This window comes from Shinella sp. WSD5-1 (assembly GCF_963942435.1).
GTDB lineage: Bacteria > Pseudomonadota > Alphaproteobacteria > Rhizobiales > Rhizobiaceae > Shinella > Shinella yambaruensis.
The window spans coordinates 81,650-100,823 of sequence record NZ_OZ012604.1 but is presented as its reverse complement, the minus strand read 5'-3'; the positions used below and the strand labels follow the sequence as shown (position 1 = coordinate 100,823).

At 55.7% G+C, this 19,174-nt stretch carries 13 protein-coding genes; 12 read left to right on the top strand and 1 reads right to left on the bottom strand.

Going from position 1 to position 19,174, the window contains the following annotated elements; all coding sequences use genetic code 11:
- Positions 1-3 precede the first annotated feature (3 nt).
- The 10 genes from AABQ55_RS35335 (at position 4) to AABQ55_RS35290 (ending at position 11,529) form a co-directional block, all read left to right on the top strand.
- Complete coding sequence (locus tag AABQ55_RS35335; RefSeq protein ID WP_443021318.1) at positions 4-1,389, top strand: aminotransferase class I/II-fold pyridoxal phosphate-dependent enzyme; 1,386 nt, start codon at positions 4-6, stop codon at positions 1,387-1,389.
- Position 1,390: 1 nt separating this feature from the next.
- Positions 1,391-2,206, top strand: coding sequence for an SDR family oxidoreductase (locus tag AABQ55_RS35330; RefSeq protein WP_272809410.1), 816 nt, complete (start codon positions 1,391-1,393; stop codon positions 2,204-2,206).
- An 84-nt stretch (positions 2,207-2,290) separates the two neighbouring features.
- Positions 2,291-3,118: a class I SAM-dependent methyltransferase gene (locus tag AABQ55_RS35325; RefSeq protein ID WP_272809411.1), complete on the top strand. Its 828-nt coding sequence runs from the start codon at positions 2,291-2,293 to the stop codon at positions 3,116-3,118.
- 38 nt (positions 3,119-3,156) lie between these two features.
- Positions 3,157-4,206 carry a hypothetical protein gene (locus tag AABQ55_RS35320; protein ID WP_272809412.1) on the top strand — a complete coding sequence of 350 codons (1,050 nt, stop codon included), beginning with the start codon at positions 3,157-3,159 and terminating at the stop codon, positions 4,204-4,206.
- Between the two features lie 12 nt (positions 4,207-4,218).
- Positions 4,219-5,466, top strand: a complete 1,248-nt coding sequence (locus tag AABQ55_RS35315; RefSeq protein ID WP_272809413.1) for a capsule biosynthesis protein — start codon at positions 4,219-4,221, stop codon at positions 5,464-5,466.
- A 7-nt stretch (positions 5,467-5,473) separates the two neighbouring features.
- Positions 5,474-6,127, top strand: a complete 654-nt coding sequence (locus AABQ55_RS35310) for an ABC transporter ATP-binding protein (RefSeq protein WP_272809414.1) — start codon at positions 5,474-5,476, stop codon at positions 6,125-6,127.
- A gap of 28 nt (positions 6,128-6,155) precedes the next feature.
- Entirely contained in the window at positions 6,156-7,427 is a 1,272-nt protein-coding gene (locus tag AABQ55_RS35305) for a capsule biosynthesis protein (protein ID WP_272809415.1), read from the top strand.
- Positions 7,428-7,436: 9 nt separating this feature from the next.
- The gene (locus AABQ55_RS35300; protein ID WP_272809416.1) at positions 7,437-8,555 is read left to right on the top strand and encodes a hypothetical protein; all 1,119 of its coding nucleotides are present in this window, start codon (positions 7,437-7,439) and stop codon (positions 8,553-8,555) included.
- Positions 8,545-9,339, top strand: coding sequence for an ABC transporter permease (locus tag AABQ55_RS35295; protein ID WP_272809417.1), 795 nt, complete (start codon positions 8,545-8,547; stop codon positions 9,337-9,339). The genes AABQ55_RS35300 and AABQ55_RS35295 overlap by 11 nt, the downstream gene beginning before the upstream one ends.
- 6 nt (positions 9,340-9,345) lie before the next feature.
- Positions 9,346-11,529 (top strand): glycosyltransferase, encoded by a 2,184-nt coding sequence (locus tag AABQ55_RS35290; protein ID WP_272809418.1) that lies wholly within the window; start codon positions 9,346-9,348, stop codon positions 11,527-11,529.
- Between the two features lie 59 nt (positions 11,530-11,588).
- Here the strand turns inward: AABQ55_RS35290 and AABQ55_RS35285 are convergent, their stop codons facing one another.
- Positions 11,589-11,840 (bottom strand): hypothetical protein, encoded by a 252-nt coding sequence (locus tag AABQ55_RS35285; protein ID WP_272809419.1) that lies wholly within the window; start codon positions 11,838-11,840, stop codon positions 11,589-11,591.
- Positions 11,841-11,929: 89 nt separating this feature from the next.
- Here AABQ55_RS35285 and AABQ55_RS35280 point away from each other — a divergent pair, with 89 nt between their 5' ends.
- Both AABQ55_RS35280 and AABQ55_RS35275 read left to right on the top strand, forming a co-directional pair.
- Positions 11,930-15,445, top strand: coding sequence for a glycosyltransferase (locus tag AABQ55_RS35280; RefSeq protein WP_272809420.1), 3,516 nt, complete (start codon positions 11,930-11,932; stop codon positions 15,443-15,445).
- Positions 15,426-19,112, top strand: a complete 3,687-nt coding sequence (locus AABQ55_RS35275) for a glycoside hydrolase family 99-like domain-containing protein (RefSeq protein WP_272809421.1) — start codon at positions 15,426-15,428, stop codon at positions 19,110-19,112. Before AABQ55_RS35280 ends, AABQ55_RS35275 begins: the two co-directional genes overlap by 20 nt.
- The last annotated feature ends 62 nt before the right edge of the window (positions 19,113-19,174 follow it).

Below are 19,174 nucleotides of genomic sequence, written 5' to 3'. Positions count from 1 at the left end.
CGCATGGATGAACTGCCCGCCAGCCGCATGGCACGGGAACGCAAGGCGGCGCTGCTGCAACGGATGCGCGGCGTCTCCGCCATGGAAGGTCGTGCCGGCCTATCGGCCGGTGCGCAGGACCGCCACGTGCCGCGTTTCGAGGACCTGCCCGAATACCGCCAGATCCGCATGCAGGAGCTGGCCGGCGAACTCGTGAAGATCGACAATCCCTTTTATCGGACGCACGATGTCGGCGCCGGCGCCAGGACCGAGATCGGCGGCCGGAGCATCGCGAACTTCGCGTCCTACGACTATCTCGGCGCCAACCGCCATCCGTCCGTCCATGCCCGCGTGCGCGATGCGCTCGACCGCTACGGCCTCTCGGCCTCGGCAAGCCGGGTCGTCGCCGGCGAGCGGCCGGTCCACCGGGAGCTGGAGGCACGCCTTGCGGACACCTATGGGGTGGAGGACGCCGTCGTCTTCGTCAGCGGCTACCTGACGAACGTGACGACCCTCGGCACGATCCTCGGCCCAGAGGATCTCGTCATCCACGACGAGTTCATCCACAACAGCGCGCTCGCCGGCATCAAGCTTTCCGGTGCGGCGCGGCGCTTCTTCCGGCACAACGACACGGTGCATCTTGAAGAGCTTCTGCTCAATTTCTCCGGGAAGTTCCGCCGCATCCTGGTGATCGTCGAGGGCGTCTATTCCATGGACGGGGACCTTGCGGACCTGCCGCGCCTCGTCGAGCTGCGCACCCGCTACGGTTTCTGGCTGATGGTCGACGAGGCCCATGCCCTCGGCGTCCTCGGCTCCGGCGGGCGCGGGACCCACGAGCATTTCGGCATGGACCCCGCCTGCGTCGACATCTGGATGGGCACGCTGTCGAAGACGACGTCGAGCTGCGGCGGCTACATCGCGGGCAGCGAGGCCCTGACGACGATCCTCAAGGGGGCGGCCGGCGGTTTCGTCTACAGCGTGGGCCTGGCACCGGCCCTTGCGGCGGGCGCCCTTGCAAGCCTAGACCTTCTGGCCCTGGAGCCCGAACGCATGGCGCGGCTGCGCAACAACGGCCGCCTGTTCCTCGACCTTGCGCGCCAGGCCGGCCTCGATACCGGCCTCAGCGAAGGCCATTCGGTGGTGCCGGTGATCGTCGGCGACTCGCTGCGGGCGGTCCGCCTTTCGAACGACCTGCTGGCCGCCGGCGTCAACGTGCTGCCGATCATCCACCCCGCCGTGCCCGAAGGCCAGGCGCGGCTGCGCTTCTTCATCACCAGCGAGCACGACGAAGACCAGATCCGGGAAACGGTGGCGCTGACGGCAAGGCTGCTCGGCGACCTCGTGCGCGACAATTTCGGATTGAACGCCATCGACCCCACCCAGATCGCGCGCCTGCTCTCGGGGACCTGACATGCGCCATGTCCTCGTCACCGGCGGGTCGAGCGGCATCGGCCTCGCCATTGCCGTGCAGCTGCTTGCGCGCGGTGACCGCATCACCCTCATCGCCCGCGATGAAGGCCGGCTGGCGGAGGCGCAGCGCGCGCTGTCGCAGGCAGGGGCACAGGCGCAACGGGTCCTAGGCATGCCGGCCGATGTCACCGATGCCGAAGCCCTCGGCGACGCCGTCGCCCGCTGCACGGCCCGGTTCGGCGGCGTCGACATGCTCGCTGCCTGCGCCGGGATCGTCGAACCGGCCCGCTTCGTCGACCAGGACGGGGCCGCCTTCGACCGGCAGATCGCCGTCAATGTGACCGGGGTCGCCAACAGCGTGCGTTTGGTTCTTCCGGCCATGTTGGAACGGGGCCGAGGCCGGGTCGGGATCGTGTCTTCGGGCGCGGGCCTGATCGGCATTCCGGGCTACAGCGCCTATTGCACGTCAAAATTCGCCCTCAGGGGCCTTGCCGCCGCCTTACGGCTAGAAACGGCCGGAAGCGGGGTCTCAGTTTCAATTTGCTTTCCGCCGGACACGCTGACACCGCAGTTCGAACGCGAATTGCCGTTGCGCCCGCCGGAAGCGCAGGCGATCATGGGGCGCGTCAGGCCGATCGATGCCCGGACGGTGGCCGGGATCATCCTTGCCGGCATGGAGAAAAACAGGCGCGAGATTCACTTTGGGCTGACCCTTCGCCTGCTCGGTTATTTCGGGCCCCTTGCCTCCACCTATATCGAAATGCGCCATGGCCGCAGATATGCAATAAAGGCTGACGATCCGCCAAGCGCGCCCTAATATGGCCTCTGGGCCTTGAAATAAACCTGCGAATAGAGAGGTGAAATCGCCTTTCCATTTACCTGACGGATGAAAGTACTTTCAATGCTGCAACGTCTTCTCAAAAGATTCAAACATCCGCCAGGCACACACGAGGTCGAACAGGTATTCAGCCAGTACGAAATGAGCATGCCGGCGCATCAGAATGCCATCAATGCCCTTCCTGGTTGGAATTCATCGTTTCCCGGAGGCAATACGCTTTCAGCAGGAAACCATCCGCTTCATGCTGACAGTCGGATCATCGAGGCAATGCGGGCCTATGGTCCACTCGAAGGCAAGCTCGTATTGGAAATCGGCCCGCTCGAGGGCATGCATACCTACATGCTCAGCCAGGAGCGCCCGGCGCGCATCGACGCGATCGAGGCTAACCGCCTGTGTTTCCTGCGCTGCCTAGTGACCAAGGAGATCCTGCAACTCGATCGGGCACGGTTTTATCTTGGCAATATCCAGCCTTGGCTTGAGAAAGAGGACACCGTCTATGATTTTGCGCTCGCCTCTGGCGTGCTCTACCACCTGCCGGACCCGGCGAACTTTCTGCTGCAGCTCTCGCGCAGGGCGCAAGCCATCTTCATCTGGACTCATTTTTTCCATGATGAGGCGATGCCACACGGCGACCCGCGACGAAACCCTTTCAGCGGTCGCGTAGAGACGCGAACCATCGAGGGCCTTTCGGTCCGCTACTATGAACGAAGCTATCAGCACGCAAACACGAACGCATCCTTCTGCGGCGGCATGAAAGACCGGCATTACTGGATGCACCGCGACGACATCTTGTCCCTGCTCCAGCGGGTAGGGTATAGGACCATTGAGGTTCAGGCAGAAGAACTGGCGCATGGTGGGGGGCCTTGCTTCTCCGTTTTTGCACGAAAGTAACCGCGATCGGCCGCCAGCTGGTGAAATGGGAAGACGTTTTGCTGTTCAACCTCGAATTCGACCATGGCGATGTCCTTGAAGGATACCTCATCCCGGATGGTTTCTCGGACCAGCCCGCCATCCGCGTTCTCGGCGAGGAGGGGGAACTCCTGCGGATGAAATGCGCAGAGCCGCGCCCGGCCGTCGTCCAGTCGGGACGGCACGAGACCGGCCTAGTCGGTTTCCGTCTCGACGATACGATATTGCCGGGGCTGGCGGCCCGCCGGCTGCTGGAGATCCGCGATGTCAGGAGCGGCATCCTCGTTTATCGCCGTCCCGGGGCACGGCACCAAGTTCCCCTGAAGGTCTTCCGCATGGAATTCCAAATGCTGCCGCTGTTGAAGCTCGACCATCATTGCGGCAAGCACTTCCAGTACGAGCTGACAGGCTTGGAGCGCTTCGGCCAGGAGACCGCCCTGCAGGCCTTCCACCTTAATGCTGTCGATTCGATCTATCTGAGCGGCCGTCTTCATTTGCGCAATTTCGAGGAATTTTTCGACAAGGGTTTCCAGGTGGTCGGTTATTTGCCCGATCCCTATTATGAAATGGCCAGTCGACTCGCCCTGCTCAAACGGCTTTCCCAAACCCAGATCAGCATTCTCGGCGAACGCGATCGGCTCGCGCTGGCGTCCGCCGCCGCGCATTTCGCGGAGGTCGCTCTCGACGACGAGCGCTCGCTCAAGAAGGCCCTGCAGACGGCGGGCCCCAGGATACGCGACGTCTTCGTCTCGCCGGCGACCCGCCAGCTCGCCCGTTCCACCCCGGACCAGCCGGTATCGCGCCGGGATGTCGCGCCTGCGATCGATCTGCTGTCGCGCTTTGCCGTGGTCGGCCAGGATGGAGTGCCGCTGCATTTCGAAAGCGCACTCGCCGAACTGCTGGAGCTGCCTCTGGAGGACATTCCTTCCGTGAGCCGGCATTCCATCCTCGATGCGATCGCCACCCGGCTCCGGCGCCTGCCCATGGCGGAAGGCCTGCTGGAAACAGACTTGATTTTACATCACTATGTGCAAGAGGCCGCCGCCTCGCATGTCTTTAGCGCCGAATGACGGCAGGTTCCCATGACAAAGACCAAAATTGACGAGCTTTCAAGAGCAGGACCCGTCATCGACGATATGGTTGCTGAGCCGCAGGGCGCGAGTACGCCGGCGCTCTCGTCAAGCGTGGAGACCGTCGAATATTCTCGCGTGCAGGATCGGCCGCAGTCCATGCCGAAAGCCGGTGGCCGAACGCCTTGGCGCCTCATCGTCTTCAGCCTGATCGTGCTCGTGCCGTTTCTCGCGAGCGTGATTTACTATGCCTTCGTCGCGGCCGACCAGTATACCGCGGAGGCCCGCTTTGCCGTCCGTTCCTTGGCGGACGAAGAGACTGAGGACGAGAGCGACGTCAGCATCCTCAAGATGTCGCCCGCCTCCCAGGATGCCTATGTGGTCACCAGCTTCATCCATTCGACCGAAATCCTCCGACGGATTGGCAACCATCTCGATTATAAGGCGATGTTCGTTCGCGACGGTTCGGACTTCTATGCGGAATTCGATCCCCGCGATTCCGCCGAGGAGTTCCTAAACTACTGGAACCACCAAGTTTCCACCTATATTGACGGCCCGTCCAGTATCGTCGTCCTGCGTGTGCGCACCTTCAGCCCCGAGGACTCCATCAAGCTCGCCAATGCTATTCTCGATGAGAGTGAAAAACTCATCAACGAACTTTCGACGCGCTCGCGCAACGACATGATCGCAAGCGTCCTTACCGAGGTCGAGCGCACTGGCAAGATCTATGGGGAGGCCTTGGCCGAACTTAACCGCTTCCAGAAGGAAGCCGGCTTGCTCAGTCCTGAAGCGCAGGCCGAACAGACAGGCAAGCTCCTAACCGGACTCATAGCGCAGAAGCTCGAACTCGACAGCCGTCTTTTCGTGATCCAGCAGTCGAACGGCATCGATTCCCCAACCTACCGGCAACTCGTTCTCGGCAGAAAGAGCATCGAGGCCCAGATTGAGGAGCTGCGCAATCAGATGACCGGCAAGGAAGTGGAATCCTACGCCAATACGTTGAACACCTTCGCACGGCTTGAGACCGACCGGATGGTGGCGGAGAAACTCTACGAGGCGACGCGCCATCACTACGAGATGTCACTGGCGGCAGCCATGCGTAAGGCTCTCTATCTCACCGTTTTCGTGCGGCCAATGCTGCCGGAGGAGGCACTCTATCCCAAGCGGGTAATGACGCCCGTCCTCACGCTCTTCTTTCTATTCGTCCTTTGGGCCACGCTGTCGCTGGCTTGGGCATCTATCGAAGATCACCGACTTTGAAGCGCACATGATCCGGTTTAGCAACGTCTCGAAGCATTTTAGGACCCAGCAGCACCGCAAGACGATCCTCGACCGGGTGAGCGTCGAATTCCAGCAGGGCTATTCCTATGGCATCCTGGGGGTGAACGGGGCGGGTAAGTCGACGACGATGCGGATAATTGCCGGCACGATGCTGCCCAATGGCGGCCGGATATGGAAGGACCTGCGGGTCTCCTGGCCGCTCGGCTTCTCCGGCGGCTTCCATCCTGCCATGACCGGACGGGAAAACCTGAACTTCGTCGCCCGCGCCTATGGGGAAAACGTGCGCCGGGTCGCCAGTTTCGTCGAGGATTTTGCCGAGCTCGGCGACTATATCAACGCGCCGGTGCGGACCTATTCCTCCGGCATGGGCGCTCGGCTCGCCTTCGGCCTCTCCATGGCGATCGAATTCGACTGCTACCTCGTCGATGAGATCACAGCCGTCGGGGACGCGCGCTTTCAGAAGAAATGCCGTGACGCATTCGAAAATCGCCGTAAGAATGCCGATATCATCATGATCTCGCATAGCATGGACACGATTAAAAGCTATTGTGACAAGGGTATGCTGCTAGTCGATGGCCGGTTAATGGTTTTCGACAAAGTGGACGAGGCTATTGAAACCTACTACCGACTCAACCGCTGACAGGAGCGGGCATCGGACAGGCAAAGAAATGACCGAACGACTGACATACGAAAAGGACGTCCCGCGGGGGAAAGGTGGCCTAGCGGCAAGCCAGGACATGGCCACGCGCCTGTCGGCTACCGCCCGCAAGCTACGTTTCTCCACATCTAGCCGCAGCGCCCTCTACAAGGCCGTCGGCTTGCGGCCGCAGCTTTCGGAACGACTCTTTGCTACCGCCATCTTGCTGGTCACCATCTTCTACCTGCTCGTACCAAACGCCCTTTCGGTCTTCTATTTCGGCTATCTCGCCTCCGACCAGTTCCAGACGGAAGCACGGTTCACCGTCCGCTCGTCGACACCCGCTATCGGCAAGGACCAGATGGCGAAGGTCACCGGCATTCCCAAGGCAAAGATCGTGCAGGACACGCAAATGGTCACGAACTACATTGAGAGTCGTGACATGCTCGAACTCTTAGAGGAGGAAGTTGGCCTTAAAGCCATGTATTCCGACCCAGCCATTGACATCTGGGCCCGCCTTCCCGACGATGCAACTATCGAGGATCGCCTCGACTACTGGCAGGATATGGTGTCGACCGTGATTAATCCGGCGAGTGGCATCGTGACGGTGAAAGTCCGGGCTTTCACCCCGGAAACCTCCCACCGGATTCTCGACAAGGTGGTCTCCGCCTCCGAGATCATGGTCAACCGAGTCAACGACCGCATGTGGAGCGACATCACCGCGACCACTCGTACGAACCTTGACGCGGCGACCATCCAACTGCGCAAGGCCCGTGAAGAGCTTCAGGCCGCCCGCAACCGCAGCGGCGTGCTGACCGTGGAAGGCAGTTCGCTGATCCTATCCAATCTTATCAGCACCGTCGAAGGCGAGCGGCTGAAACTGCAACAGCGCTACGATTCGCAGAGCGTCGTCGTCTCGAAGAACGCCCCGCAGATGCGCGTCCTTCTTCGGGACATCCACAGCAAAGAAGAGCAAGTTGCGCAACTTCGCGCTCAACTCGCCGGCGAAACTGCCAAAAACGCAAACCTTGCAGATGTCTTACTCGATTTCTCCCAGCTTCAGCTGGCGGAAAGCCTTGCCGTACAGCAGTTTTCTTCAAGCGTGAAGGCCTTTGAGCAGGTCCAGTTCACAAGCCAGCAGCAGTTGCTCTATCTTGACACCTTCCTGAAGCCGCGGCCTCCGGAAGAGGCGGAATATCCCAAGCGTTTATTATGGATCATTGGGACCGCTATCGCGAGCCTCCTGGCCTGGAGCGTGACTCTCGGTCTACTCAACGTGCTTCGCAACTACATGTCCCATTAACTCCGTGTCATGCATCTAGGCCAGACCGCGCGTGAAAGACTTTATGCTGCGCTGCCGAAGCCGGCGGCGCAGCGTGCAAGTGAGTTTGTCAGCAGCACCGAAATCCGGCGCCTTCTTGTCCTGACGAAGCCGGGTAGTCCGAGCTTTTCTTATTATATTGAGGATCGTCTTCGCGAATTGGCCGTACCGGTGGAAATCCGCGCTCTCGATGCCAAGCTCGATGACCTCGATCCAAGTGGAACATTCGTGATTCTGTGTCGCTACGTCAAACCGCGACAGCTGATCTGGTTGTTCCGTCATCGTTGCGACCTTTCCGGCATCGGCCTATTCATCGACGACGATATTGCTGCCATGGTTGCTTCCAAAGACGGACCGCTGGACTACCGGGCCTATCTTTTGGGCATGGGTATCCTGCCATTGCCCCTGCTCAACGGCCTTCTCACCCATCTATGGACCTCGACAGAAGCGTTGGCGGAGGCGCTGGCGCAAGATGGGTTGGTAGGATCCATCCTGCCACCACGGCCTAGGCAGGAGCACTATCGCTCAACCGGGACACGGTCAGCCGCGAAGGATATCGTGCGCGTAGTCTTTCATGCCACGGGCGCTCATTTTTCTGAACACCGCTTCCTGATCCCGATCGTTGTCGAGATGCTGGCACGCCACACGTTCCTCTCGTTCGAAGTGATCGCAGATGGTGCACCTATCCGGTGGTGGAACGACCTTACAATCGATCCGGCGCGCTTGAGGATATGCTCCCCCCTGCCATGGCCGGATTATTTTCAGAAAACTGCGGCGGAGCATGTCGATATTGCCCTCGTTCCATTGTTACCAAGCAAAACGAATGATAGAAGATCCGACACGAAGCGCATCGACGTTAGCCGCATGCAGGCGGCTGCAATCTATTCGAACTGCGATATCTACCGTAGATGCGCCATGCCTGGCGAAATTTTCGCCGACCACAGTCCAGAGGCATGGAGGCTGAAAATCGATCGCTTGGCCAGCGACCCCTTCCTTCGGGAACGGGCGCGAGCGGCAACGATGGCGTCGATGGCGACCATGCGTGCAGTGTCGCAACCGAGCTTTCCGGGCCTCGCTTTTCACCCAAACAGGTATCTTTATGACAAGTGATCGACAGTCGATCCTCGACGCCTTGCGCGAGAAACGCAATGTCATGACGGCCGTCATGCTGCGTGACATGCGGACGCGCTTCTTCAACCACGGCCTCGGCTTCTTGATAGTCTCTCTTTGGCCGCTTGCACACATGTTGATCCTGATCGGGATCTATAGACTGTTCGGGCGAACCGCTCCGTTCGGCGATAGTATGCCGGTTTTTTTCATTACCGGGCTTATCCCTACGTTCACTTTCATGTACGTTTCAAGGTTCATGTCACTGTCTCTCATCCTGAACCGGCCAATGCTTGCTTTTCCAGTGGTGAAGGTCCTCGACATCATGGCTGCTCGTGCGTTCCTCGAAGTCATCGCAGCCTTCCTGACGCTCTTTTCTGTCTTCGCCATCCTGCTACTGTCTGGCGACAACCCCTTCCCCCGGGACCCCTTCCAAGCCTTCTATGCCTATCTGGCACTTCTCCTGCTTGCCATCGGGGTTGGGTTAGTCGCGGGCGTCATCACCATGGTTTTTAATTTCTTTGCTACAGTCTACGCACTTTTTATGATCCTGATCTATATCCTATCAGGCACACTCTTCGTCGCTGCCGCACTTCCGGAGTCAATTCTCCATCCCCTATCTTTCAACCCGGTTCTCCATGCTGTCGAGTGGATGCGGATTGCGTATTACGAAGGTTACAGCGATCGGATTCTAGACAAGGAGTATCTCATCGGCTTCGGAATGACTTCCCTCTGCCTCGGCCTCCTTATGGAACGAGTTTTTCGCCGGATTATGCTAGAAGGCTGACGACCCATGGCCCTGCACATCATCGCTAAGAACGATCTGCAAAAAGTGGCAAACGAGAAACCATGCCAATGGGAAAGCACGGGCGACGACCCAGTCTTCCATATCATCCTGCCAATCCGCCGCAATCCATATCTCGTCTTGTTGCTAACCTGCGATGAAGAAGACATCGATCCGAAGATTTATGTTGATCGCGGCTTTGGCTTCCGGGAAAAGGATGCCGTGGTAATCCCTCCGGCGCGCACGTTCTTGATCCAAGCGGATGTTGGGTGCTACGGCCTCATCCAGAGCCTCCGAGTGGACCCGGCGAGCTTTCCAACAAGACTGACCTTCGATGCCCGCGCTTTCGGAACGGCCGCCGAGGCACAGGCCTGTGTACGCACCCTTACTCGCGTCGGGGACCATACCAACATAATCGACCTTGGCCGCCTGCCGCGTCTCAAATTGCCGGTCCCGCGCCTGTCGTTCCGTCGGCGGGCGAACCTTGCCTCCCGCTATTCCGATGCGTGCTACGCCCTGGCTGAGGCCCAGGCACCAATGGCGCTTCCGGCCGGGAACAGCCCCTGGCTCAGCATCGTCGTTCCCATTTACAATACCTCGGCGCGCTATCTGGACGATCTCGTCCAGTCTTTCCTGGCGCAGAAGGAGGCGGGTGCCGAGCTGATCCTCAGCGACGACGCCTCAACATCGCAGGAAACAAGGCGATGGCTGGCGAAGCCGCCGCCGCAGGCCGCCATCAGAATTATTCGCAATGCGGCCAATGGCGGCATCGCGAACGCGACGAATGCTGGCCTTGCCAAGGCGGGCGGGCGCTGGGTTACACTTCTCGACCACGACGACGTCATCGCTCCCCATGCGCTCCGCCTCGTCCGAGAGGCGCTCGCGCGCAATCCGGATGCGCTGTTCCTCTATACGGATGAGCTCGTCGTTGATGACGCACTGCAGGCGACCGGGCTGATGCTGAAGCCGGCCTATGATCCCGTTCTTCTGACCGGCGTGAACTATATCAACCACTTCTCCTTCTACCGACGGGATCGCCTTGCCGGGATCGGCAACCTGCGGACGGGCTATGACGGCTCGCAGGACTACGACCTGCTGCTACGCTATCTCGAAGGAACTGCGCGGAACCAGGTGCTCCACCTGCCCTACCCCGCCTATTGGTGGCGGCGCACGGGCCACACCTATTCCCGAAAATTCCTCGATGCGGCGACGAAAGCGGCGCGAACCGCCATCGCCGACCGCTTTGCCCGCGAAGGCATACCGGTCCGCGTCGAGGGCGCGATTACCGAGACCCTGCACCGCGTCCTGTTCGACCGCGCCGCAACGGACTGGCCCAGGCTCTCGGTCATCATTCCGAGCCGCAACAGCTATGACCTCATATCCCGCGTGCTAAGCGACCTCTTCGAGAAGACGGATTATCCGGCCCTGGAGGTTATCGTGATCGACAACGGAACAACCGACATCCGCGTGCTGGACCTTTACAAATTCTATTCCATGCGCTTCCCAGCCTTTTCCGTTTATATCGAGCCTGTAACGTTCAATTTTGCCCGTGCGGTCAACAAGGGCATTTCGCTTGCCAGCGGCGAGCACTATCTCATCCTCAACAACGATATCGAAGTAATCGAGCCCAGCTGGCTGAAGGAGATGGTGTCCTGCCTCTCCTTCCCCAGAACCGGCGTGGTGGGCGCAAAGCTACTCTACCCGAACGGCAGGATCCAGCATGCCGGCGTCATAGCAGGCTTCGGTGGGCTGGCGGGCCACTGGTACCTCAACAAGAACCGGAATTTCGGTGGCCCTCTGAACCGGCTTCACCTGCGCAATTCGATGACCTGCGTGACAGGTGCCACCATGCTACTCTCAGGTGAATGCGTTCGGTCCGTCGGTACTTGGGACGAGGTCTCTTTTGCCGTTGCCTACAACGATGTGGACTATTGCTTAAGAGCCCACAAGGCAGGGTTCAACGTCGTGTGGACCCCCTTTGCCTGCCTCTACCACCACGAATCCGCATCACGCGGCTCTGATCTTTCCGGTGAGCGACGAGCCCGCTTTGAACGAGAGAAGGACAACTTGCGACACCTTCACAAGACAGAAGCCTTCCAAGATCCTGCAATTAATCCAGCCTATGACCGCCGGCACTCCGATCCGACCGTACTGATACCAAAGATGCTACACTTTGAAAGGCGCTGGCGATAAACAAAGTGCGGTGCTCCCTGATCTTGGACACCTGGCTGGAGGGTTTTCCGGGCTTAAGCTCATGGCGGATGGGGTACGCCAGAGCCATTCATAAGTGCTATCGGTGGTTTGTTGCCGATGGCGCTATGGGGTCGCACCTCAATCGCGCACAGGGCCTCACGAGCCAGATCGATCTGGATGGACGATGCCATAACCAAAGTCGAACGAGGAATGGCCGGGAAAGAACGGTCTTCCACAAAGATGCAAAGTGAGGTACGCGTTTCGTTATCCAGCATCGCAAGTGCCAGATAAGTACCTTTAGCGAAATACATCAGCTTCTTTTCTGAATTTTACTATTCAGCGTGGAACCGAATTTAACAATACGATCCGAGCGCTTAAAGAAAAGGGATAAGATATATCAATGACATCAGACAAGCCTACCCCACTCGAAATCGTAGAGAGAAGCGAATTCTTTGATGCTGACTGGTATCTTGACGCCTATCCAGATGTTCGTCTGATGCAGTTTGGAGCGGCCGAACACTATCTCTGGATTGGTTGGAGGCTTGGTCGCGACCCAGGCCCGAATTTTTGTTTAAATGACTATCTTATAATGAATCCGCAGTTGCGCGGGGGTGACGTTTGCCCACTCGTTCACCTCGCGAATACCCAGAGACTTGACGCTACGATACCTATTCCGGCCAAGGGGCAGGATAGCACGACCTTGGAAAGTGAAGAGAACAAAGAAGAATTCTCTTATCGTCAACAAGATGAGATAAAATGTGTTTCTGAGTCACGTCTTTTTAATGCAGAATGGTATAAAGAGTCCTATCCTGAGGTTAAAAGATCAAAGAATAGACCAGAAGAGCACTATATAATAACTGGAGCTACACAATTTTTAAACCCATCTCCTGAGTTTAGTACAAGATTTTATGTTCAAAATCATCCAGATGTTCTTAGATCCGGAATGAATCCGCTTGCCCATTATGAACGGTGGGGGCGATCCGAAGGACGCGTTATCCTTCCAGCTTATCTTGATGCACCCGAGACCGATCCCGCGGTACTCGCGTCAACCCATCTCTTGCACGAGGATATATGGCCCGACGCCATATCGGCCAAAGCTTATCTTTCTTGGCGGCTGAATGAAAAAGTAGTCGGGGAACCCGCACGGATGTCGCTGAATTTCGAGGTGCAAGAAACGAAGCGCTTCTTGGCCGCCATAAAGCAATGCGCACAAGATGACTTCGACTCCGAATTTGTCTCTGTTGTCATGCCCGCCTACAATCGAGGTACCAAGATCGGAGCAGCGATCGAATCTGTCCTGAATCAGTCGTGGAGGAATTTAGAATTACTTATAATTGACGATGGAAGCACGGATAATACGCTTGATGTCATCTCAAAATATTCTGACAAAAGGATAAAGTTATTTAAGTCAAACCATAAAGGAGTGAGCAGAGCGCGAAATATTGGCCTAAATGAAGCTAATGGAGAAATTATATTCTATCTAGATTCTGATAACACATGGACTCCACACTTTATTTGGCTAATGGTTCATAGCATTCGTCAATCTGGTGCCCGCTGCGGTTATGCGGGGGCCCGCCTCCAATCTCCCAATGGTTACTTGATAGGCTATCGAGGTGAAGCCTTTGATTGGGAGTCCTGCTTGGCGCAAAACTATGTGGATATGAATGTTTTCTGCCATCGCCGTGATTTTATCGACGCATATGGTAAGTTTGATGAAGATTTGCGCCGAATGGTCGATTGGGATCTTATTCTGCGTTACACACGGAATGAGGATGTATTTTATGCTCCATTCATTGGCTGTATCTATTCCGAAGATCACACTGATATGGGCCGCATTACGACATCACAGCCTATCGTATCATACAAACTAGTCCATTTTCGGAACGCGATGGACTGCAAGATATCGGACGCTGTAGGAAAAATTGGCTTTAACATCGCAATTAAAATTTTTGCTCCCTATGCTGACAGGAACGCTTGGGGTGATTTTCATTATGCCGAGTCACTGGCTGAGGCGTTCGAAAGACTTGGACATCGAGTCCGCATTGATTTCCGTGGACAATGGTATAGTCATCCAGTCATCGCAGATGATGTCGTGATTATGCTACGTGGCCTGGAAGCCTATAAACCACGCCCCACCCATCTGAATTTGCTTTGGGTCATCAGCCACCCCGACTCAGTTACGCCAGAAGAATACAATAGTTATCAGGGTATTTTCGTCGCATCGAGTTCTTACTCGGAATTACTCTCAGCGCTGCTCGGAAGGCAAGTCCAAACGCTTTGGCAGTGCACTGACCCTGATCGCTTTATGCCTTTCATAGAACAGACTACGACCGCAGGCGGGGAGGGAATTTCCGTTAAGGCAAATTACGGCATTTTTATCGGCAATTCTCGTCGCGAGTATCGTCAGATCGTTCGTTGGGCTGTGGACGCCAATCTGCCACTTGAGGTTATTGGACAAGATTGGGAGCCCTATCTCAATGCAGAAAGGATTATTGCGACAAACGCTCCCAATAAGGAACTCGCAAAACTTTATGGCAGCGCGGCATTCGTGCTGAATGATCACTGGGAGTCGATGCGCGATTTCGGGATCGTTTCGAATCGAATCTTCGACGTTCTTGCGGCCGGGGGGCAGTTGATCAGTGATAGAATGCAATCTATCGAGACGCTGTTTGGTGATGCGGTAGTCTGTGTGTCGTCGGCAGATGAGTTGAAGAATGCAGTGGCGTCGAACAAGGTCACCAGAAATGATGCGAAAAGACTTTCGCTAGCGGAAACTGTGCGCAAATGGCATAGTTTCGATGATCGTGCCGGGGCAATCATTGAGTGGATCAGAAAATACTTATCACCAAATATCTCTACAGAAGCGGCGAGTTCGCGTATAAAAGTGCAGTCTGGGCCAGCTTTATACAACGTTGGTATCGTCGCGCCTTGGAGCGATCCTAAAGCTCTAGATCTTACGATAGAGAGGATTTTCTCTCCGCTCACGACGGATCACGCGCTGAGTCTGATCAATATCTCCCGTCTTGAGTCGCCAGAGGACGTTCGTGCTGCAAATATCGATTGCTTAATCCTGGGGCCGGATTGTAATCCGATTACGCAAGATATGATCTCCGCGGTTAAGGAGGCGGATGAGCGAGGTTGCCATATCATCCTAGACATAGCTTCAGCTGATGGAAATCTAGCTTCTAAGGCAGCAGTTTATTACGCAGATGAGATTTGGGGTGATGGCAGGAAATCTCCTTCGGATTACGGTAGGGAGGTCACGACTATTGAAACAAAGCTTGATCCACGCATATGGCGTCTGTATCGTGTACCAAGAGTACTGGTCGCCTCTGAGGGACCTCTTAGACTGTTTGTGATCGTACATAATGCTGCGACTGACACCAAGCAGTTGTCAGCACTTATTCGTCAGATTGACATCATAGAGCGACATTCACCCGGTCGCATTGAGCTCCGGATTATCGGCGCCGTTTTTGAGGAGTTCGCGCATCTAGACTGGCTCAATGCCGATAATTGGCCCTTAGGATGCGATAGCTATTTCCAACGCGCAAAATGGCTTCTACAGAACATTCATGCTGATGTTGGCATGGTTCTACGCGGACAGCCTGACCGCTACATTCTTCAGATGATGGCGCTTGGCATTACACCAGTTGTTATCGCACCAGATGCGGAAAGCATCGCACGGCGAGACATCAAACCCGCAGCTTTGACGATATGCGAGACAGAAGTGGACGCACTTCATACTCTTCATGAATTAGTGGATAAACCTTCCAGTATTTTTGCGGCAAGGCAGGCGGCAGTTAAAGAGGTTTGGCATGAGTTTAATTTACTAACCAATAAAAGCCAAGTTCTTGATGTAATCATCAAAAGACATAGTGGTTCAGAAGGGTTTAATTGTGGAGAAATACGCAACTAGTAACGATATCGATGCTGTTCGTCGTTCATTCCTTTTTGACGCGGACTGGTATCTTAAAGAATATCCCGAAGTCGCTATTGCGGGATTGGATCCGGCCGATCATTACTGCAATCAAGGGTGGCGCCAAGGTTTAGCGCCTAGTACCTATTTTATACCAAAGCCTCATGATTCGCATAATCCACTCCTCTACGCTTTGCGCAATCAAACATTACGCAATCCAACCACGATTCTTCGAATGAATGGAGGCCTGAATCCCACTTACGTACCGATTGCAGAACCCGCCTTCGAAATACCAGGCTCGCTTAGCTCAACGCATATTGGCCCAGCCGAAGTGATCAGACCGAGTTACCCGGGACAGCCTATACGCTTTTCCGGCAAGATTGCAGTTCATCTGCATCTGTTCCACGTTGACATGATTGAGAGTTTTCGGAGGCTTCTTGGAAACGTTCCGGTGCCCTACGACCTGTATGTCAGCGTTCCACGAGCGTCAGAGGTAGTCACGGCAGAGATTGGTTTTGAGGGGCTTGAGAATGTGAAGCGCGTCATCGTAGCGAATTTTCCGAATATCGGACGCGATCTTGGCCCGATGATCGCCGGCTTCGGCAAGCATTTGTTACCTTATGACCTCGTCTACCACATGCATTCTAAGAGGAGCGATCACACACCGGAAAAAAGCGATTGGGCTGCCCAGCTCGGACACCATTTGCTTGCGTCACGCGAGCATGCAAGTGCCCTGATCGATATGTTTGCGTGCGATGCGAAACTTGGTTTGGTCTTCCCCGTCTACCATCCCGGCATCCGCAAGCAGATCAAATGGGGCGCCAATTTCGAGAACTGCAAACGGCTAATGACACGCATGGGCGTCAAGATTGAAGAAACAGACCTATGCCCCTTCCCTGCGGGATCCTTCTTCATCATTCGTAGAGAAGTTCTGCTTCCGCTAATCGCTGGCGATTTCAGCTTCTCCGAATTCGATCCAGAAAATGGGCAAGTTGACGGAACATTAGCGCATGCGATCGAGCGAACGTTTGCGCTCATTTGCCGTCAGCTCGGCTATCGCGCGCAGCAAGTCCGAGCGTCACAACCGTTTAAGTTAGCTTCGATCATGATGGACCCTGAAAACTACAGCTCTCCGGTTTTGGAACGCTTCCGGTCAGACAACATGCCAAACCTGCGTTCCGATAGAGCGCCTGCGGGGTTGCGCTTAGCTGTGTTCAGTGGCGGTGCCAATGCCAAACCCCTGCCTTATGAGCATTTGCTTACGGGGGCGGAGTACATTTTTCTTCTAAACAACCTGCGAGCAGCGCAATCCGTCTATGGCCACTGGACCGCTCGAGCTATGACTGCTGGTGTCGGCACCAGTTGGATTGCTAAAGCAATCAAGGAAGCCAAGAATATAGATATCGCGATTTGGATTTCCCCGAACGTTTCAGTCGTAGGCGATATTTCTGGACATATCGTCAAATTGCTCGAGCAGAAGGGGGCGGTCGCTGCGTTCCGGCATCCGTCAGTGGCTCATCTTCAGAACGAGGTGGAACGGATTGACCGGCGTTATCCTACTGTCGGCCTTCTTAGGAAAGTTAACCAAGTCGCAGATATTCAGGACCAAAAGCTCTTGGACCTCGATCTAGTTATTTTCGACCTCCGCCATCCTAAGGCCGGAGAAGTACTGAACCGCTGGTGCGAAATCTCCGAGAAGTTGGGGAATATTGAGGTTGGCACGGAGCTGGCGTTCACCCTTTCTGCATCTTCTCTGGACAGTGATCTAGTCGCACTTTCAGCCAACGGGTTGGGTCTGCGCGCAGATCCGCAGTTGCGTATTTTCCAGCACGCGCATCCTTACGATGATGTCATGCCACGCATTGCCGAAGTTGTTCATAGGAAACCTCAGCCGTTACTGTCGAGCGAAATGCGATTCAACGACGCGACCGACACGGTCCTGATTCTACAAAGTACTGACGCGCCCGATGCTGTGGCGCAGACTTTACAGCGCTTCTATAATGTCGCCCGCTCACTTGATCGGTTGATTATCGCAATAGAGGCTGGGTTGTCAGTAGCGCTTGAGGGGGTGATCTCTCGTCATTTGCGCAGACGCCCGCAAGATATAGTCACTGACATGCCGGTAACGGCACTGCGGTCCGAGTTTGTTTTCTTAATTGCGACGGGCACGCTAATCACTAAAGGTGCCTTGCATGACCTTGCGAAAGCGGCGCTGTCGGACTCCGCGATCATGGCCTTCATGCCAATTATGACCAAGTCGGCGTTGACTAGCCAATCCGTCTGGCCTGACCAAGTCGCCGATGATTTTCGAAAGGCAGCAGGGAAATCGTCTTTCAACGATGTGATTCTGACCATGGCCTCTGCTTGCTTTCCCGCTATGTTGCGACGCGACGTGGCCACAGGCCTTATGGCCGACAACTCGCAGAATCTAAAATCAGTCATGCAGCAGAGACTCGGCACGATACCGGGGCGTATCGTGCCATCAGCGTTGGTCTATATGCTGGCGGATTTTGCTCTACCATTGATGCCAGCAGAGATCGCGACCTATATATCGGCGACAATCAGCGGCCATAAGACGGTTGAACCTAGTATTATACCTATCGCTTTTTATCTGCCCCAGTTCCATCCCTTCACAATAAACGACAAGTTGTGGGGAGCCGGTTTCTCCGAATGGCGCAATGTCGTGAAAGGACGTCCGCGTTTTGCCGGACACCATCAGCCGCGTCTGCCGGGAGATCTAGGGTATTATGACTTGCGCACTAAAGAGACACTAAAAGCACAGGGGGAGCTAGCCGAGCTTTATGGGGTCTTCGGGATGGCATTTTACTACTATCGATTTGGTGATCAGCGTTTAATGGAACAGCCCACGGATGTTCTTCTCGCAAACTCGTGCATTCAGCTTCGCTTTTTCTATTGCTGGGCAAATGAGGACTGGACCCGCGCATGGGATGGGAGATCGGATGATGTCAATCTCAAGCAGGACTATTCCGATCAAACCATCTCACTCATCGTCGCCGATCTGATCGCAGCCTGTTGTGATCACCGGTATATTCGGGTGCAGGGCAAACCGGTCTTCATGATCTATCAGCTCAATAAGCTACCTGATCCTGCTCTAGCTATCGATCAAATCCGACGCGAAATGCACGAAATCCTCGGTGTCGAGATATATCTCGGCACTACCTATAACGACGAATTCAAATTCGAATGGGAACAGCTTGTGGATTTTATTGTCCAGTTTCCGCCCCATCGTACTCCACGCAAATCCCCTCGTACCCTAATGACGCCGGCTGAGATTCCAGACCTGAAAGATCCGAGTAAAGAAGATTTTTTCGAGAGTTATACCTCGGTCCGTGAACAGTCCATAGCCGCGCTTGATACATTCAGGAAGCTGCAGCCGGGCGTCTGCCCCGACTGGGATAATTCGGCCCGAAGGGAGCGGAGAGCGCATATACTTTACGGGGCGTCTCCGGCAGAGTTTGGGCGATGGGTCCGACTGGCGGCACATGCTAGCGCCGCCAAATACACCCGTGGCGATTCATCTGTGCCTTTCCTGTTCGTGAACGCATGGAACGAATGGGCGGAGGGCGCGGTTCTTGAACCTTATGAAAATGACGCGAGAATGAATCTTCTTGAACTAGCGGGCAACTTACCATGGCGAGTGTGTTGATTGTGAGCGCGGCGAACGGGGATGCGGATAAAAACTTGGACTGATTTAGACGTTTGTGTTCC

Excerpts from the sequence above, each read along its gene's own strand:
- AABQ55_RS35300 (WP_272809416.1), top strand. The coding sequence starts at position 7,437 with ATGCATCTAGGCCAGACCGCGCGTGAAAGACTTTATGCTGCGCTGCCG.
- AABQ55_RS35315 (WP_272809413.1), top strand. The coding sequence starts at position 4,219 with ATGACAAAGACCAAAATTGACGAGCTTTCAAGAGCAGGACCCGTCATC.
- AABQ55_RS35325 (WP_272809411.1), top strand. The coding sequence starts at position 2,291 with ATGCTGCAACGTCTTCTCAAAAGATTCAAACATCCGCCAGGCACACAC.
- AABQ55_RS35335 (WP_443021318.1), top strand. The coding sequence starts at position 4 with ATGGATGAACTGCCCGCCAGCCGCATGGCACGGGAACGCAAGGCGGCG.
- AABQ55_RS35280 (WP_272809420.1), top strand. The coding sequence starts at position 11,930 with ATGACATCAGACAAGCCTACCCCACTCGAAATCGTAGAGAGAAGCGAA.
- AABQ55_RS35330 (WP_272809410.1), top strand. The coding sequence starts at position 1,391 with ATGCGCCATGTCCTCGTCACCGGCGGGTCGAGCGGCATCGGCCTCGCC.
- AABQ55_RS35295 (WP_272809417.1), top strand. The coding sequence starts at position 8,545 with ATGACAAGTGATCGACAGTCGATCCTCGACGCCTTGCGCGAGAAACGC.
- AABQ55_RS35285 (WP_272809419.1), bottom strand. The coding sequence starts at position 11,840 with ATGTATTTCGCTAAAGGTACTTATCTGGCACTTGCGATGCTGGATAAC.
- AABQ55_RS35305 (WP_272809415.1), top strand. The coding sequence starts at position 6,156 with ATGACCGAACGACTGACATACGAAAAGGACGTCCCGCGGGGGAAAGGT.
- AABQ55_RS35310 (WP_272809414.1), top strand. The coding sequence starts at position 5,474 with ATGATCCGGTTTAGCAACGTCTCGAAGCATTTTAGGACCCAGCAGCAC.
- AABQ55_RS35290 (WP_272809418.1), top strand. The coding sequence starts at position 9,346 with ATGGCCCTGCACATCATCGCTAAGAACGATCTGCAAAAAGTGGCAAAC.